Source organism: Edaphocola aurantiacus, from assembly GCF_019797745.1.
In the GTDB taxonomy this organism is placed as follows: domain Bacteria; phylum Bacteroidota; class Bacteroidia; order Chitinophagales; family Chitinophagaceae; genus Edaphocola; species Edaphocola aurantiacus.
Genome location: NZ_VOSI01000003.1, coordinates 107,675 through 126,180, shown reverse-complemented (window position 1 = coordinate 126,180; position 18,506 = coordinate 107,675). Strand labels below are relative to the sequence as shown.

Below are 18,506 nucleotides of genomic sequence, written 5' to 3'. Positions count from 1 at the left end.
AAAAGTATATTTTTATACAAGAAAACATGCACCATATGAATCATAACTATACCCGTCTTTTTGATTGTATTGCACCGGACCGCATAGGTGATAAAGAAGTTTTACTGGCCGGAAAAAAGAATAAACAATACCAACCCCTGTCAGGGCTGCAGGTGATTGACTCGGTGCATGCACTGGCCAATGGCCTGATCCGTTTAGGATTGCAGCAGTTAGAGGGTACAGAAGCCCGCGAAAAGGTGGGTATTATCAGCAACAGCCGCCCGGAATGGATCATTACCGATCTTGCCGTTCAGAAAATCGGGGGCATACTGGTACCCCTGTATCCCAATACTAACCTGGACGAGATCATATATATATTTAATGAGGCCGAGGTAAAGTACTGTTTTGTGCATGATAAAAACATGTACAAAAAGCTGCTTAGTGTTAGAGAGCAGATACCTGGTCTGCAATATATTTACACTTATGCAGAGATAGAAGATGCCCCGCACTGGAGCGTACTGCATCAGACACCCGATGCCGCGGAGCTGGCCGAAATTCAACGCAGAAGCGATGCAATTGAGGAAGAAGAGGTGACCACCATCATTTACACATCGGGTACCACAGGCAAGCCAAAAGGTGTTATGCTGACACATAAAAATATTGTCAGTAATGTAAAAAACACCGAAGAGGCGATTAATGGTATAGGCATTGAGGATAAAAAAAGCCTGAGCTTCCTGCCACTGAACCATATTTTTGAAAAGACCGTTACCTATATTTACCTGTTCAACCGCTATTCGGTATACTATGCCGAGAGCATGGAGACCATTGCCGAAAACCTCAAAGAGGTACAGCCGGCACTGTTTGTGACCGTTCCCCGCCTGCTGGAAAAGGTGTATGAAAAGATCATGAATACCGGTAGTGCCCTTACGGGTGTCAAACGCAAGTTATTCTTCTGGGCTGTAGAGCTGGGTGATCAATACGATACCCGCAACCGCTCTGCATGGTACAACTTTCAGTTATCCATCGCCAACAAACTGATCTTTGATAAATGGCGTGCGGCACTGGGAGGCAAAGTAAAAGCAATTGTAGTCGGAGGGGCCGCCTGCCCGCCGAAACTGGCTCGTTTATTTTCTGCCGCACAGATTCCGATTATGGAAGGTTATGGCCTTACAGAGAGTTCACCGGTCATTGCGGTAAACCGCTATGAAGAAGAAAATCGCATGTTCCGCACTGTAGGTCCGGCCATTACCGATATAGAAATCCGTATTGCAGAAGACGGAGAGATCCTGTGTAAAGGGGACAATGTAATGCATGGCTATTATAAAAACCCGGAAGAGACCGCCAATGTGATTGTAGACGGATGGCTCCATACCGGCGATATAGGCACCATGATCGAAGGTCGTTTCCTGAAGATCACCGATCGTAAAAAAGAACTGTTTAAGAATAGTGGTGGCAAGTATATTGCCCCGCAACCTATCGAAAATAAACTGAAAGAAAGCCGTTTTATTGAACAGGTAATGGCCGTAGGTGCCAATGAGAAATATGTCGGTGCATTAATCGTTCCTAATTTTGAACACCTGCAGAAATGGATGTTGCTGAATGGCATGAACTTTACGACCAATGCTGCAGCAGTCAAAGAAGAGGCGGTACTGAAACATTACAAGGCAATCCTGGAGAAGTTCAATAAGGAATTCAGTGCCATTGAACAGGTGAAAAAGTTTTCACTGCTGGAAAAAGAATGGACGGTAGAAGAAGGCACGATGACGCCGAAACTGAGCCTGAAACGCAAGGTTATCGTAGAGAAGTACAAAGAGCAGATCGACGATATTTACAGAAGATAAACATACGGAAGTGTTGCCTGGGCAACACTTCTTTTATATAACCGCAGCAGTATAGCTGCTTTAAAAACTGATTTTATGGCTACTGCACTCATTACCGGCGCCTCCAATGGCATAGGACTGGAACTGGCACGCATCTTTGCCCATGCGGGTATAAACCTGGTACTGGTTGCCCGTAGTACCGGCAAATTAAAAGCCCTGGAAGGCGAATTGCTGCAACAGTATCCTTCATTAAAAATAGAGGTACTGACCAAAGACCTCTCCCTGCCCGATGCTGCACAGGAAGTATACCAAGAGCTGCATACCCAGAACATTCAGATCGATTACCTGGTGAATAATGCCGGTTTCGGAGACTTCGGATTCTTTACCGAAACAGACTGGGACAAAGAAGCACAGATGATAGACCTGAACATCAAAGCGCTGACGCAGTTCTCTAAACTGTTCCTCAAAGATATGCAGCAGCGCGGCAAAGGCAAAGTGCTGAATGTGGCCTCCACAGCGGCTTTTCAGCCGGGACCACTGATGGCTGTATACTTTGCAACCAAAGCATATGTGCTGCATTTGTCGGAAGCATTGCATAATGAGCTAAAAGGAACCGGCGTAACGGTAACAGCCTTATGTCCCGGGCCAACGGAAAGTGGCTTTGTTGATATTGCCGGAATGGGCAAAAGTAAGCTGGTCAAAGGTCGTAAGCTGCCTACCTCTGCTGCAGTTGCAGACTATGGATTTAAGGCTATGATGCGCGGAAAGGCCGTCGCAGTACATGGAGGTTTAAATAAAGTCATGGTATTTGCCCAACGCTTTACCCCACGCAGCTGGACCACCGCCATTGTTAGAAAAATACAGGATTAATATCAGATCAATCATACGTACTATGCGATTCATCAGTAGATCTGCACTGCTTTTCATACTCTTTTTATTCCTCAGGGGGCAAGCATTTGCATGTCTGAATGGAAATGTAGTTCAAAAACTGAAGGGTGATTTCCCTGCGTATATGGAGGAGGCTGCGCGTATAGAACCCGGCCGCATCTTGTTTAGTGTGCTCCATTATAATAATGGTGTACGGAAGTTAAAACAATTGTATACCGCAAACAAAGACCCTGATGTACTTTCAGATATCGGCCTCCTGCTCATCCTGGAGCGGCATTATGACAAGGCCATTGCTCTGTACCGGAATATGGAGCAACAATATCCCGGAAGATACGCCACAGCCGCAAATATCGGTACAGCATTCGAGCTAACCGGCCAGAATGATAGTGCACTGAAATGGATCAGCAGAGCCGTAGCGATAAATCCCAAATCTCACGACAGCTCAGAATGGCTGCATGTCAACATTCTGAAAGCGAAGATAGAAGGGCCTTCTGCTATTAACAGCGACTTCTTACTGGGTGTTGATTTCGGTAATGACAGTATTCCTGTCGATCTCGAATTCTATGCCCTCAATAAACTTTCCAATGCAGTATATTATCAGCTGAATGAAAGAATGTCGTTTATCACATGGAAAGACCCTATTGTAGCCCAATTACTATTTGATTATGGCAATATGATGATGATGAACAGGGCTTATTCAATGGCATTATCACTGCTTCAATCGGCAAAAGAATACGGCTATGCTGGGCACCTGCTAGAAACGAGAATGGAGTATTGCAAAAAAGGAATAGAAAAAAAGAATAACATTCCCATTGATCACAACATAACAACATTTGAGATTTACCTGCTCTCTTTTCTTACGGGAATTGTATTAATTCCTATTGTCTTACTTTTACGGATGAAACACTAATACATGGCTTATGTCTACCGGGCACAATGATATTATTTACCGCGAGATCCCGGCCCCGCCGGAACTGAGCGACTTTGTTGACAGCATCTGGATGCTGCATAATGATGCTCCGGATACAAAGGAAGTCATTATTCTTCCTGACGGGCGTATTGATTTATTTCTTTCCCATTCGGCGACAGAACCCTTTACAATGCGCTTAATGGGCATGAGTACGGAACCGGACCAGACAAGCATTTCTCCGCATACGCTGATGTATGCCATCAGCTTCAGGCCTTTGGCTACGGAATATGTGTTACAACAAACCGTTTCCGCAATTGTGGACTCCGCCATGGAATTGCCTGCAGGCTTCTGGGGCTTTACAGAAACAGACCTGGACGATTTTGAGGCATTTACCGTTACGGCACTTCAAAAAGTGAAAGAGCATATCGCAGCAGCAATAGATGAGCGTAAACAAAGTTTATTCCATCTAATCCATGCTGCTGCAGGAGAAGTCAGTGTTCAGGCCCTCTCAGACCAGATATTCTGGAGCAGCCGGCAGATCAATCGCTATTTCACAGAGCAATATGGCTTGTCTTTAAAGACCTATTGCAGCATCCTGCGTTTCCGGGCTTCCTTTGAACAGATCAAAGTAGGCGAATTATACCCCGATGCCCAATTCGCAGACCAGTCTCACTTCATTAAAGCAGTGAAGAAGCTAGCCGGAGTAACGCCCAAAATGTTGCAGCAAAATAAAAACGACCGATTTATACAATTTTCGACCCTGCCGCCAAAGTAGTTTTGCATTGTAAAAAATAAATACAATGCTGGTAAAAGATAAAAAAATTGCTGTTGTCGGCGGTGGTCCCGGAGGCCTTACTCTGGCGCGCTTACTGCAAATGAAAGGGGCACAGGTAAAAGTTTATGAAAGAGATGCCCACAAAGAGGTACGTGTACAGGGTGCCACACTGGACCTGCACGAGACATCCGGGCTGGAAGCCTTACGCAGAGCAGGGCTTACCGAAGCGTTCTATAAACATTACCGTCCCGAAGCAGGCAAATTACGCATCATCGATACTGCAGGTTATATTCATCATGACGAACATGATGGGACAGATTCCTTTGCAGAAGACCGTCCGGAAATAGACCGCGGACCATTACGCAATATTCTTATGGATTCCCTCCTTCCCGACACCATTGTTTGGGACAGTCAGTTCACTTCCATGCAGGAAGAAGGACAGGGTTGGTTACTGAACTTTAAAAACGGACATGCCGCCTATGCAGACCTTGTGATCGCCGCAGATGGTGCCAACTCCCGCATTCGTCCATTTATAACAGACATACAGCCTGTATACTCGGGCATTACGATCGTTGAGGGCACTATCTATCATGCAGCCATCAATGCCCCGGATATTAATGCGCTGGTACAAGGCGGCAAAGTATTTGCACTGTCAGGTAACCAGTCCCTCATCCTGAGTGCGAAAGGAGACGGCAGCCTGTCATTTTATACCGGAACTGCTGAAACAGAAGACTGGCTGGAGACTTGTGGTATAGACTTTGCGAACAAGCACCAGGTGCATCGCTGGTTCATCAAACGGTTCCGTGACTGGAGTCCTTTCTGGCATGAATTATTTGCCAATGATGAAGTGTCCTTCATTCCCAGACCACAGTACCACTTCCCTACCGATCAGTATTGGCCCTCAAAGTCCAATGTTACGATGCTTGGCGATGCCGCACACCGTATGCCTCCCTATGCTGGTGAAGGCGTAAATATGGCGATGCAGGATGCTTTTGAATTGGCCGAATGCCTTACCGGAAGCCACTGTACAGATATTCAGTCCGCCATCACTACATATGAAACACAAATGCGCCGGAGGGCTGCTGAAGTTACAGAGCAGACCTTGTACAATACCCAAATGCTGCACAGTGAAGGAGCATTAAGCAATATCCTGAAGATCATGCAGGGCGCCTGAAAATAGATTAATTTTGAACCGGTATAATAGTTATCAAAGATACCGGTTCATATGTCAGAAATGCTCATTACACATATCCGCAAATTTACCCGCCTGTCTGATGAAGAGGTGCCTGCATTGCTGGCCTTTTTCAAAGAAATAGAGGTCAGGAAAAAGGAAAACCTGCTTAAGGAGGGCCAGATCTGCCGTTATAATTATTTTGTCACAGAGGGCTGCCTGCGCATGTTCTTTGTTGATGAAAAAGGGGTGGAAAAGACCGTACAATTTGGTCTCGAACACTGGTGGATCGCTGATTACTTTTCCTTTCAGCGGCATCAACCTTCGGCGTTCTGTATACAGGCAGTAGAACGTTCGGTCCTGTATGCAATAGATCTTCAGGCACAGGAACAATTGCTGGAGCAGTTTCCGCAAATGGAACGGTATTTCCGTATGGTACACCAGACCGCACATGCTGCTTCGCAAATGAGGCTAAAATTCCTGTACGGGTACTCCAGGGAAGCGCTCTATCGCCAATTCAGCAGCAGCTTTCCGGAATTTGTGCAGCGCATTCCACAATATTTACTGGCCTCTTACCTGGGCATTACCCCGGAATACCTCAGTGAATTAAGGGCAAAAAACATTTCTTAAACCAGTTTAATTTTTTTCTGCGCCAGGCTTCGGACTTTTGCTTTATCATATTAATCATTACTAAAAAATCATAAACGATGAACAAAAGAGTTAATGTTGCTGCTTTACAACCTGCCGCTTACAAAGCGATGTTTGCCCTGGAACAGGCACTGGCCTCCGGAAGCATCAGCCCGATACACAAAGAACTGATCAAGATCAGGGCTTCACAGATCAATGGTTGTGCATTCTGCCTGGATATGCATACCAAAGATGCCCTGAAATATGGAGAAACACCTCAACGCATTTTCTTACTGAATGCATGGAAAGAAACGGATCTCTTCAGCGAAGAAGAGAAAGTGATCCTGGCTATTACAGAAGAAATCACTTTGATAAGCCATCATGGTCTTACCGAAGAGACATATGCTAAGGCCAGCAGCATGTTTGATGAACAATACATTTCACAACTGATCATGGCGGTGGTTACGATCAATGCCTGGAACCGTATCGCCATCAGCACCCTGGCACAGGTTCCGAAAGACTAAAAATATAATACCGTTAAAAAACAAGGGGATGATAATAATATCATCCCCTTGTTGCGTTCTAAAATTTGGTAATTTAGCCACATGACGGTACAAACTGTCAATTGATACAGCATGAACAAACTACTATTGATCGGTCTTCTATGTTTATCCCAGTTGCAGGGTTACGGACAGAAGCAGGCTGCAAAACAAACCAGCAAATCCAGTCCTTTTGTAATAGGCACTACGGAGACCATGACCTCTGCCGTACTTGGAGAGAACCGTGTCCTGAATATTTACCTTCCAGAAGGCTATGATCCTAAAGCTGCGGCCCGCTACCCGGTGATCTATCTGCTGGATGGTTCGGCCGATGAAGACTTTGTCCATGTAGCCGGACTGGTACAGTATTGCAGTTTTGAATGGATCAAATGGCTACCAAAATCTATTGTAGTCGGCATTGCCAATATAGATCGTAAGCGAGACTTTACCTTCCCGAGCAATGTGCCGGAAGAGCAGCAGAAATATCCTACTACCGGACATTCGGATAAGTTTATTTCTTTTCTCTCCGAAGAGCTGATTCCGTATATCGATGCTCATTATAAAACAGAACAGACTAAAACCATTATCGGCCAGTCATTGGGTGGCTTACTGGCTACCGAAATCCTGATGAAGCAACCGCAACTGTTCAACCAGTATATCATTATCAGTCCCAGCCTGTGGTGGAACGAAGGCTCCATATTGTTGCAGCCCCCGACGCCTTTTCCGCAGGGGCAAAGTACCCGCCGCATCTATATTGGTGTAGGCAAGGAAGGCAGTACACCGGGCGCACAGCCTGGTAATATGGAGGTGGATGCACATCTGCTGGCAGAAATCATGAGAGGAGCACATCCTGAAGCTTTGGTACATATGGATTACCTGCAGGATGAAGACCATGCTACAGCAATGCATCAGGCACTGTTGAATGCATTTAAATGGCTGGGATCAAAACAACCTTAAACACACATTATGATGATCACGATAGCGCAAACGGAACAACTACAATCGGTACTTGACCGCTTAAAACCGCAACAGGAGCCTTTATTCGGCATCATGACTCCACAGGAAATGGTAGAGCATCTGCTTTTTTTCGTAGAGATCTCATCCGGGCTGCACCCACAGGTGCAATTCTTTTCTGATGAGCGTGCGCTGAAGAATAAGCAATACCTGATCTATTCAGAAAATGCACTTGCCCCGGGTGTTAAGATGCCTTTGATGAATGGCATGCCACAGGAACTGCAATGTAAAGATCTTGCGGAAGCCAATACTGCATTGATTCAAGCAACCATTCAATTCAACCAGACGGCAGAAAGTCCGGATTATGTGCACCCTGCCCTGGGACTGATGAGCCGTGCAGAATGGAAAATCTTTCATGATAAACATTTCACGCATCACTTCAAACAATTCGGCCTGATCTGAATATGAGCAAAACCTTACAGATACTGGCTATTATCGGTAGTGCACAAAGCAACTCCTCTAATGAGAGTATTGTTGCGGCACTGGCAGGTATGTTGCAACCACATAAGCTGACCATATTTCAAGATCTTAAAAGCCTGCCACACTTTGACCCGGAGCAATCGGTACATAATCCTCCTGCCGAAGTGTTGCAACTAAGGACACAGATCGAACAGGCCGATGGGATCATCATCTGTAGCCCGGAGTATATCTTCAGTATTCCCTCCAGACTGAAAAACGTATTTGAATGGTGTGTGGCGACTACTATTTTCTCTGATAAACCAACGGGCATCATCACGGCATCTGCCAGCGGACAAAAGGCACATGAAGAGCTGCAACTGATCCTGAAGACACTGATGGCGCGGTTTACAGCCGAAACCACCCTGCTCATACCCGGTGTAAAAGGAAAGGTAAATGAGACCGGTGACATAACAGATGCTGCAACCAAAGATGAACTGCAAACCTTGAGCAGGAAATTCCTGCACTTACTAACGTAAGCAATTTTTTTAACAGAATATTTTTTGCGACCAGGGTCTGTATATAAAATAATACAGTATGTTTGCAACAATCATGTTGACCTCAATGCACATATCAGCTGCTACTTATTATTACTATTCTAAGCGATATCGTTTGGAATAGCGGCTGCATATATATACCTCATATATTTTTAACAGACCCCGGTTCCTTACGAACCGGGGTTATTTTTTTTCATTTTTTTAAATATCTATTATGGAACGGAACAGACCATTGTCCCAGCAGTACGAACTGTACACCAGTGAAGACTTTGCCGTATGGCGCGCTTTATTTGAACGGCAAATGCACTTATTAAACCAGTACGGAAGCCATTATTATAAAGCAGCCTTAAATACGGTGGGCTTTGAGGCGACTTCCATTCCGGACTTTACCGTAGTAAACCAGAAGCTGAAAGCTGCTACGGGCTGGCAGATCACTGTAGTACCGGGCCTGGTGCCTGCAGCAGCATTCTTTGCTTTGCTGGCCCGCCGCATATTCCCCGCCACCTGCTGGCTGCGCACTATGGCAGAACTGGATTATATCGAAGAGCCGGATATGTTTCATGATGTATTCGGACATATTCCTTTGTTGAGTCATCCTGCTTATGCCGATTTCATGCACGCCTTCGGGCAGCTAGGGTTGCGCTGGAATGATGATGAGCATAAGATGGAACTGTTGAGCCGCATTTACTGGTATACTATTGAGTTCGGGCTGATCAGAGAAGACGGTGTACCGAAAATATACGGTGCCGGTATATTGTCCTCTCCCGGCGAAACCCTACACAGCATGGCTCCTGATACCAGACGCAGCCTGTTCCAGGTACCCGATATCCTGGATACTCCGTTCCGTACAGACGTGTTACAGGAAGAGTACTTCGAGATTATGCACCTGGACCAGTTGACCGAGATCTTAGAGGAGGTAGCAGTTATCATGCGGCAGGATGCGAAACATTCCGTATTTTTATAATCAAATAAACAAGCAATTATGTATCAGGAATGGAAAGAGCGGGATGGTTATTTATATAAACAGTTTCGTTTCAGTGATTTCAGTCAGGCATTTGGGTTTATGACCCGGGTAGCTTTACTGGCCGAGCAGCATAATCATCATCCAAGATGGACCAATGAATGGGACACTGTGGAGATATGGCTGCGTACACATGATGCCGGTGATGTGATATCAGAAAAAGATCATCAGCTCGCGAAGGCGATAGACCGCGTTTTAGAATAAGTATAAAAAGAGCAGCTCCGGCTGCTCTTTCTGCATTATACCCTTCTGTTTACCTGCACTTACTCCGGGGTAAGTAACATCTTAAGGATTTTATAAACTTTCGTTTCTTAACAAGAATTAATTTGTAAAACGATTTTGTTTCGGCAAATTTGTAATAACAAAACAAAAATTATGTTTCACCAGACTTGCTGCCAATACTGCTGTTGTACAATGTGGGATCATCCTGCAAGCGGTATGGTTATGTAGTGCTCTGAAGCGTTCTATATAAGATTTTCCAATGCCCTTGCGTATCCCGCAGGGGCATTTTCTATTTTCTGACCTGATAAAATAAAAACAGTGGAAGTCATTTCAAGAAACAAAGCTATTTACCAGCGCAATTTCCTGGCCAACCGCATCTTTCTGGACCGGCAACAAACGGCTTACTGGATCACCGAAATATTTGACTGGATGTTCACCACCCGGAAGGAGTTCTTGAGTTACAGTCAGTTTGAACAGAAAGAACTGGAATTACAAATCATATTAAGAGAACTGTTATTGCAGGAACAATTTACACCCGAAGAGGCTACCAGGATCACAGAGGCTTTTTTTACCGATCTGCAGGATGTATATGCCCTACTGGCTGAAGACCTGAAAGTAGCCATCAGCTTCGATCCGGCAGCAACCTCTATGCATGAGATCCTGTTCAGCTACCCTGGTTTCTTTGCCATTGCCGTACACCGTATCTCCTATTATTTATGGCATCACAATGCACAGATCCTCGCACGTGTATTTGCTGAAATCGCGCACAGCAAGACAGGTATTGACATCCATCCGGCTGCGGTGATCGGAAAACGTTTTTTCATTGATCATGGTACAGGCATCGTGATCGGAGAAACCTGTATTATAGGCGAAGATGTAAAAATATATCAGGGGGTTACACTGGGTGCTTTAAGTGTAAGCCGGGACCTTGCACACCAAAAAAGGCATCCGACGATAGAGGATCATGTGATCATCTATGCCAATGCTACCATACTGGGAGGGCATACGGTCATTGGCAAAAACAGTATTGTCGGGGGTAATGTATGGCTGACTTCTTCCCTGCCCCCGGACGCACAAATCTTCCATAAAAGCGAAACCATTATTAAAAGAAAGCCGGGCAATAAAACGGCTGTCGATTTTTCTATATAATCATCAAAAATAAAGACATTATGAAAGTACAATCCATCCTGGAGACTATTGGAAACACACCGGTATTAAAACTCAACAAACTGTTCGGCACAGCACGTAATGTCTGGATCAAACTGGAGCGCAGTAATCCGGGCAACAGTATTAAAGATCGTATCGCATTAGCCATGATTGAAGCGGCAGAAAAGGACGGCAGCCTGCAGCCGGATAGTGTAATCATTGAACCTACCTCTGGCAATACGGGTATAGGACTCGCGCTGGTCGCAGCGGTAAAGGGTTATAAAGTAATCCTGGTCATGCCGGAATCAATGAGTATCGAGCGCCGCAAACTGATGGAAATTTATGGCGCAGAATTTGAATTAACGCCCAGAGAGAAAGGTATGAAAGGAGCTATAGAACGGGCTCAGGAACTGGTAAGCAATACCCCTAAAGCCTGGATGCCGCAACAGTTCAACAATCCTGCAAATGTAGCGATACATAAAAACACTACGGCGCAGGAGATACTGGCTGACTTCCCTGAAGGGTTGGATTACCTGATCACTGGTGTGGGTACCGGTGGCCATATTACCGGTGTCGCATCAGTATTAAAAGAACACTTCCCACAACTTAAGGTTATTGCTGTAGAACCTGTCCTGTCGCCGGTGCTGAGCGGAGGCAATCCCGGTCCGCATCCGATACAGGGAATCGGGGCTGGTTTTATACCACAGATCTATGATCCCAAACTGATTGATGAAGTCATACAGGTAGATAAAGAGGAGGCATTTGAATATGCCCGCAAAATAGCCCGTACGGAAGGAGTACTGGTCGGTATTTCGACCGGCGCCTCTCTGGCTGCCGTGTCGCGCAAACTGGAAACCTTACCAGAAGGGGCAAGAGTGCTGACATTCAACTATGATACCGGGGAACGATATTTATCGACAGAAGGTCTCTTCTAACGATAATATGGGTAGTATAAGAGGGTAAACGCCGCGGGCCATAAGGCTGCGGCGTTCTTTTTTAATTTTCTCAAAAATATGTTCCAATATTTTTTGGGAAACAATATTCTAGTATGTACATTTGCAACCCAATTAAGGAGCCCAGGTGGCGAAATTGGTAGACGCACCGTCTTCAGGTGGCGGCGCCGTAAGGTGTGATGGTTCGAATCCATTCCTGGGCACAAAAAGAGGTAATAAATCTTACGATTTATTACCTCTTTTTTTTTCTGACTTACATTTTACCGGTTTTCTGCCGCCGGACATAACGAACTTTATTATTATTCGGAGATTATCAACGACTATGAATCGCTTAAACAGGAACAGGATGCCTAACGTACCATAGGCCAGAAGAACTACCTGCAGATCGAACAGGATATAATTGACATTATTCAATCAGAAATGGAACGTTTACTGAATGATCCTGGGCTGAAACATTTGGTGGTGCAGAAATAACGACTACAAATAATCATAGCTGATCTTCCAATAATCTATCAATACTACGTCTGTATCTGAAATCCTTTAGAATTGTGTCAAACGATTTTATTAAGGCATTTCGATATTTCCTGTTCTCAGGATCATTTCCTTTCAAACTATTGTATGCGCCAATAATAAATTTTGAAATATTATCAACACGGTGTATTCTGAAATAGCTATCACTCTCAGTTTCGTCTTCGTCTGAGTCCTCCAGCATTGCCATATTGAAAAGATTTATACTTTCAAATGGATATTTTCCGCATTGCTGCGTAAGGTATTCAAGAAAATTGTCAGAGAGCACAAAGTATTTCGATTTTACATATTCCTTCAAAAATTCAAGAATATGCAGCAAATCTATATGATCAATATTATAAAAACCGAAATTCAATTTTTCTCTTTTATTTTCATCAGCAAGCCGTAAAATAGACATTAGTATGGGACTTGACCTTTCATGAGCATTCTCATTGATATAGTAGTTTTCAATAATTGTCCTTATTAGATGACTATAGCCCCCTGAATTATTCTCCAAAAAGCTGTTCAATAGTATGTCCGCTCCAGGTTTGTCAAACAAGTAAGAAAAATACAAAATATCCACGAGGGTTCTTATATCATCTTTTCCCAAGTTAGGGGCTGATATTAATTTTCTATATGTTTCACTCAGTCTTGCAAAATCGTGGTTCAACATATATCGAAGCGACCAAATCGATGAGGCGAGTACATGGACATCAGTTTCTCGGTCAAGTGTTGCAATAAATAGATTAAATGCTCTGTCTTTATTTAAATGAATTAAATGTGCAAATCTGCAAAGTAATATGGCTTTTGACTCTGGAGGTCCATTCTGTAAAATAAGGTCGAGGGTACTGAAAATAATTTCTTCATATTGTCTGTCAGTTATATAAACGAGTTTCTCTGCAGCATAGCCATGGGTCGTATTCATTGCATAGGTAACTAATCCATTGATACTTGTTTGGGCTTCATATTTTTCTGTTATTCTGGGCCTATCTTCTAATTTAAGAGCGTTTTCAATCAGAAAGTCAACTATTTGCGGCTCATCTTTTTCTTCTCCAACAAGATATCCTGCTATAGTAATACATAAACGTAATTCAACTTGATATTTGTTGGTGTTCAATAATCTTTTAAAGAGTGGAAGTATTTTGTCAGGATTAACCTTAGCTTCTACCATACCTAAAAGGCCCAATATCGCGTAAGAAATATGAATGTCTGGGTTATCCATAACCATTTCAATAATTTCGATTTTTACCTGACTGGGGTCTTTAACTGCCCAATCCTTAAAAGCCCAACTGTGCTCATGGAGACCTCCCTTTAAAAAGTCCTTCGCGAATCTATCATGTTCCCCCGAATACTTTCTGAATGACGCGATCCACTGATCTTTGGACATTTTTTGATAACCGACTTCAGGTAGAGGCCTTCTTACAACACCCGCCAACCCGGAATAATTCCTTTTCACTTCTTTAAAATCAGGAAACCTCCGATCCCCTTCTTGCACGATTTTTATCAGTTCCTTATCGTTCTGAATCAATGGTTTGGGTAGTCGTAATAGGTAGGAATACCTTCCAATACCCCATTCTCCCATGCGAAAGGGTTTATCGCTGGCTTTGTATATCCAAATCTCACCTTTTACTATAAGATTTTTTATGGATGATACAATATGAGCTCTATTCTCCTGGCACATATATGAAAATCCTTCCTGTAGTAGTTCTCTAAATTCGAGGCTAAAAGTTTCTCCCCGTTTGATATAGTCATGACTATGCAGATGAATAAATAAATTAAATATTTGCCCCGGGTAATATTCTTCATTTGTTGTCAAAGCAAAAACTATTAATCGTAACACACCCTTATGCACAGAATTCGCGTGAAGATCAAGAAAGGTCCTGAATTCTTTTGCGCGCTTAGCTGCAGCCCTTCTCAAACAAACTGCTAATAACCTATACAAATATTCCTTCCCGTAAAGGTTGTCCTTGTCCTCAATGTTTATATATGATAATCCCCTGTCCGTAATTATCTTTTCATTCAAAATATTTTCCTTGTCCAAATTTTGATCAATGATTGAATGAAGTCCTACAATCAGCTTTTCTGGTATTACTTTAGCAAGCGCTCTTAAAAGTGAAAATTCATGATAATCGCTATGAGCATTTTTATTGCTTTTACTGTCCGATATTAACTGATCCCTTATCTTATCCCATGAAAAATCTGGTCTTGTTTTAGCAATTTCTTCTAAGACATGATGGTATCGAAATTCATTTTCTTTTAGTTGTGCTTCACATCTGGCGAGTAGAGACAGAGCCCTTTCGTCATCCCAATTTTGTATATGTGAAACTGTGCCATAAACAATTTCCAGATTGCTGGTCTCAAGTACATATTTCCAAGCAGCTGCAATATCCACATTAATACTGCGGTATAATACTCCAAGTATCATGAGGCAACTATACTGTTCATCATCACGGGGACCTGTAGTATCCTTTAACACTAGCCCTATAATTAATCCTGATTTCTCAATGAATGGAATGACAAGACGGCTCAAAATTGAAGGCAGCCACTGCTTAGAGCTTACATATTCAAGAAATACGGTTTGTAACTCAGGATTTCTCTCTGCAATTTTTAGGAAGAGTTCAACTTCTTCTTCTAAAGGTTGCTCCTGAAATGCCAGAACTGACACTAACATTTGCTTGATATGAAAATAAATATCATTGTCTATTAATAGTTGTTCTAATATCTGCAGGTATCTCTGCGGATCGTAGTCCCTTAGATAATTAATGACCATCTTAATAGCAGACCTGATTTGAATAGCTTGCTCATTATCCTTGATATAAGTAACGAGATCTCCATTACTCTCCACAAATTGTTTAGCAAAAACAAAGTCATAAAAGGACTGATGAAAGAACTGGATATTATTATCTTCTTCTTTTATGAGCAATTCACTTTTTAAATAGTTTAGTACATGAATATCTTCGTCAAACTGGTGAATACTTACACTGATTCTATTGGCAGCATACATCCTGGCCGAAACTTTGTATAAAAAGGCTTTTATTTCTTTTGCCGTAACCGTATTTGAATAAGGATTCAATACCTTTTGTTTCCATAGCTCAAGATATAAGCCCTGTATGTTGGTGATTCCACGCCAAGCATCATAATTTTTAGCAATCCGGGTAAATACATTCAAATGATTAGGTGTACGCAAAAGTAAAAATAGCTTGGCTGATATATTGTCCTTTGATATGCCGATAGCTTGCAAAACATTTAGCACGTCGTTATCGCCTAAAGGAGACACTGACACCGACTTGATATGCTTATATACGCTTAAAGATGGATCGTAGTGTAAGTCATGGACTCTTACGGACATAATAATTCTCACTTCCGGATCATAAACATATTTATCAAAAAATGATTTCACGACTAAAAGTGCACTTCTGTCCGCAGACATAGCTTGTGATAACGCGTCAATTTGATCAATGACTATAATAGTTTTTTCAAATTGCTGCTTACATTGTTTAATGAAGTCATGCACAGGTATGCTTAACCCAATCTGATGCTGAAGATCATTAATGTTTGAGATTGCCAGCTTGTCAGCCTTTAACCCAAGAACAGGGATCCCTTTTTCAGTTAATCGGTCAAATAAGTCTTTTAATATTACGGTCTTTCCCATTCCGGGATTTCCAGCTAAAAGAATCAAATTTAGCGGACGATCAGTTTTGTCTCTTTCCGGTTCAGTGGATATCCATTCAAATAAATGATCTGTTTCTATTCTTGCTATATGGGAGTCGGGTAACTCATCAAATGTGTTCCGTTCCAATTTAAGGCTCGAGGACCCAAATTGAAGCTCCTCTCTTATTTGGATTTGATCTAGCTTCTGAATACCCAAAATGTCTAGCCTTAGCTTTTCAATTGCTTGACTATCTATAACTGTTTTGAGTTCAAAAAAATGAGGGGCAATGTTTCGGTGGTTCTGTTCGGATAAATAGAGGTCTAAACCTTGTGGTGGTAACTTAATAACCTCCATTCCGTACAAAATATCACACACCCTTACCTTCAGCTCTGAAAATAGTTCTAGTTTTAAAGGTGCTAAAGTCGGATTATTAAGATTCTTGTTGATCCATTTATCAAGATCAGGTTCAACCAATATTTTGTTTGAAAAATCATCTATGAAATCGCTGCAGGCTAATACAAAACCCGTCGATACTGCAATAAAATATTTAAAATCCTTCGAATCGTGGATTAATGATGGATCGATAATGCTGTATAGTGCGAATTTTGTTATTTCCTCACCAAAAGTTTGCTTACCCAGATTGTCACGATATTTCTTGCACTGGATTAACCCATAATTTTTGCCTCCTCTTAGAAGAACACAATCTCTACCTTTATCCCTAACCCCGGACATCAAACCCACCTGGTCGAATTCATAAAACGAGTCCTTGTCTATCTTAGACTTAACTATCGTATATAATAGTTCTTCAAACCTTCTATCGCTGGCAATGTCATTATATGGGTAAGATTGATTGGCAAGCGCAGGGGGCTTATTTTCTGATGGCGCTATTTCAGAGGGAAATGAACATTCAACTATCGACATTACAATTAGCTATTGGAATAAAGTGATAAATGGAGTAGTTCCAAATTTACTTCGTTTTCTCTGATTTAAGAGTAATTCTGCCAGATAAAGTGATTTTTACAGGCTTTTCTAACTTTAAAAAAGGCGTTGTTATATTCATACAAACAAGCAGCCCATATAAATTAGATAAACAGCATTGCTCATGTATCCCTCCAACTCTTTATATTCTCTGCTGTCCTTGACTGTACCTTCTTCAACTATCACATCTACAAAATCTCTGGTTTCTCATTTCTCTTTTCCGGACTTCTTAGGGCATCGAGTGACACAACAACAGGATTACTTGAACTAAAACCTTTCGGGACTGATTCCTCAAAATATAAATCGAACTATCCCGCGTGACAATCATCACATTTATTTACAAGTTTTTTATATACTTTTTAATAAACCTTATTTCCTGAAATGGTAAGTGCATGTTTGGATCTTATAGAAGGGCAACACCTTCCGTCGGTTTCGGCGTATTCCATTTTTTCCACTATAATTTTTCCATCGCTGATGGTATCAACTTTAAACAGGTACTCCGGCTCGTAGCCTACAATAACATTCACTTTGTTTCCTTCGTTTTTATACAGGGCCAAACCTCGCCCTACAATGGCATTGCCGCCACCTGCAGGCCCCAGCGAAAAATATATCGCTACATCTTCAATACCATCGCCGGTAAAATCGCCGGTGTAAGATTGTTGAATATCTAACACACCATCATGGGATTTGAGAATTTTGGGCAGATATTGGGCAAATGATGCCTCTGCCTGCTTTACAGCATCTTTTATGGAAAGTTGGTTGCCAGAAGAAGTTTTAAAATCCGTCTGCCCATTTGCATTAGTATCCCCACTACCTGAATGGGCTACAATTGAGTCCTCCGTTTCCTGTAGCTTATCCTGATTTTTGCAGCTAACCAGTTCAAGCAATAGAAATATTATGGTTATAAAGCTAATTGGTCTTCGCATTTTTCTTTTTTTATAGCAGTAATTGGTACGTTTTTAGCATGGAAACCACCAATACATAAAATACACTTTATCGTTTTTTTAAAATATTTTATTATGCCTGTCTGAATTCCCTTCTTTGCATTCATCCTACATCGTGTTTACAACGCCCGGAAACAGTTACCTTATATCTTTCATCATAATACTGGCATATATGCGAGGCCATTATACGTAATAAAGTTACTGACATAATAAATAAAGGAACATAATTATGTTTCTTTATTTATTATGTATTGTCAATGGGCAAGACGCCTTCCATTTCGAAGACTTTGCATTATCGCTGAGAGAATCCTGCTTTAAATTAAAAAAACTGACTATCCGCATGTAGGCAACTATTTATTCATCCTTTTGTCCGGCAACAAAAGGACCAAAAATGCCTTTGTTTTCAT

17 protein-coding genes and 1 tRNA gene are annotated in these 18,506 nt (G+C 42.3%); 15 read left to right on the top strand and 3 right to left on the bottom strand.

What is annotated here, in order from left to right:
- The first annotated feature begins 35 nt into the window (after positions 1–35).
- The 15 genes from FTD44_RS09210 (at position 36) to FTD44_RS09140 (ending at position 12,221) form a co-directional block, all read left to right on the top strand.
- Positions 36–1,820, top strand: coding sequence for an AMP-dependent synthetase/ligase (locus FTD44_RS09210; RefSeq protein ID WP_222166179.1), 1,785 nt, complete (start codon positions 36–38; stop codon positions 1,818–1,820).
- Between the two features lie 75 nt (positions 1,821–1,895).
- Entirely contained in the window at positions 1,896–2,669 is a 774-nt protein-coding gene (locus FTD44_RS09205) for an SDR family NAD(P)-dependent oxidoreductase (RefSeq protein ID WP_222166178.1), read from the top strand.
- 22 nt (positions 2,670–2,691) lie between these two features.
- Positions 2,692–3,597 carry a tetratricopeptide repeat protein gene (locus tag FTD44_RS09200; RefSeq protein ID WP_222166177.1) on the top strand — a complete coding sequence of 302 codons (906 nt, stop codon included), beginning with the start codon at positions 2,692–2,694 and terminating at the stop codon, positions 3,595–3,597.
- 10 nt (positions 3,598–3,607) lie between these two features.
- Complete coding sequence (locus tag FTD44_RS09195) at positions 3,608–4,372, top strand: helix-turn-helix domain-containing protein (protein WP_222166176.1); 765 nt, start codon at positions 3,608–3,610, stop codon at positions 4,370–4,372.
- 25 nt (positions 4,373–4,397) lie between these two features.
- Entirely contained in the window at positions 4,398–5,546 is a 1,149-nt protein-coding gene (locus tag FTD44_RS09190; RefSeq protein ID WP_222166175.1) for an FAD-dependent oxidoreductase, read from the top strand.
- Between the two features lie 51 nt (positions 5,547–5,597).
- Positions 5,598–6,173 carry a Crp/Fnr family transcriptional regulator gene (locus tag FTD44_RS09185; protein ID WP_222166174.1) on the top strand — a complete coding sequence of 192 codons (576 nt, stop codon included), beginning with the start codon at positions 5,598–5,600 and terminating at the stop codon, positions 6,171–6,173.
- A 77-nt stretch (positions 6,174–6,250) separates the two neighbouring features.
- Positions 6,251–6,694 (top strand): carboxymuconolactone decarboxylase family protein, encoded by a 444-nt coding sequence (locus FTD44_RS09180; RefSeq protein WP_129021731.1) that lies wholly within the window; start codon positions 6,251–6,253, stop codon positions 6,692–6,694.
- A gap of 111 nt (positions 6,695–6,805) precedes the next feature.
- Positions 6,806–7,666 carry an alpha/beta hydrolase gene (locus FTD44_RS09175; protein ID WP_222166173.1) on the top strand — a complete coding sequence of 287 codons (861 nt, stop codon included), beginning with the start codon at positions 6,806–6,808 and terminating at the stop codon, positions 7,664–7,666.
- Between the two features lie 9 nt (positions 7,667–7,675).
- Positions 7,676–8,125 carry a DUF1569 domain-containing protein gene (locus FTD44_RS09170; RefSeq protein ID WP_222166172.1) on the top strand — a complete coding sequence of 150 codons (450 nt, stop codon included), beginning with the start codon at positions 7,676–7,678 and terminating at the stop codon, positions 8,123–8,125.
- A 2-nt stretch (positions 8,126–8,127) separates the two neighbouring features.
- Positions 8,128–8,658 (top strand): NADPH-dependent FMN reductase, encoded by a 531-nt coding sequence (locus FTD44_RS09165; RefSeq protein WP_222166171.1) that lies wholly within the window; start codon positions 8,128–8,130, stop codon positions 8,656–8,658.
- Between the two features lie 232 nt (positions 8,659–8,890).
- A complete protein-coding gene (locus FTD44_RS09160) occupies positions 8,891–9,640 on the top strand; it encodes a phenylalanine 4-monooxygenase (protein ID WP_222166170.1) in 750 nt (249 codons plus the stop codon).
- A gap of 18 nt (positions 9,641–9,658) precedes the next feature.
- On the top strand, positions 9,659–9,901 hold the full coding sequence (locus FTD44_RS09155; RefSeq protein WP_129021736.1) for a 4a-hydroxytetrahydrobiopterin dehydratase: 243 nt from the start codon (positions 9,659–9,661) through the stop codon (positions 9,899–9,901).
- Between the two features lie 336 nt (positions 9,902–10,237).
- On the top strand, positions 10,238–11,068 hold the full coding sequence (gene epsC, locus FTD44_RS09150) for a serine O-acetyltransferase EpsC (RefSeq protein WP_317196833.1): 831 nt from the start codon (positions 10,238–10,240) through the stop codon (positions 11,066–11,068).
- A 20-nt stretch (positions 11,069–11,088) separates the two neighbouring features.
- Positions 11,089–12,000, top strand: a complete 912-nt coding sequence (gene cysK, locus FTD44_RS09145) for a cysteine synthase A (RefSeq protein ID WP_246625391.1) — start codon at positions 11,089–11,091, stop codon at positions 11,998–12,000.
- A 139-nt stretch (positions 12,001–12,139) separates the two neighbouring features.
- A tRNA-Leu gene (locus FTD44_RS09140) sits at positions 12,140–12,221 on the top strand.
- Between the two features lie 284 nt (positions 12,222–12,505).
- Here FTD44_RS09140 and FTD44_RS09135 read toward each other — a convergent pair.
- The 3 genes from FTD44_RS09135 to FTD44_RS09125 form a co-directional block, all read right to left on the bottom strand.
- Positions 12,506–17,098: an NACHT domain-containing protein gene (locus FTD44_RS09135; RefSeq protein ID WP_222166169.1), complete on the bottom strand. Its 4,593-nt coding sequence runs from the start codon at positions 17,096–17,098 to the stop codon at positions 12,506–12,508.
- 416 nt (positions 17,099–17,514) lie between these two features.
- Positions 17,515–18,042 carry a hypothetical protein gene (locus FTD44_RS09130; protein ID WP_222166168.1) on the bottom strand — a complete coding sequence of 176 codons (528 nt, stop codon included), beginning with the start codon at positions 18,040–18,042 and terminating at the stop codon, positions 17,515–17,517.
- A gap of 14 nt (positions 18,043–18,056) precedes the next feature.
- Entirely contained in the window at positions 18,057–18,206 is a 150-nt protein-coding gene (locus FTD44_RS09125; RefSeq protein ID WP_222166167.1) for a hypothetical protein, read from the bottom strand.
- Positions 18,207–18,506 lie beyond the last annotated feature (300 nt).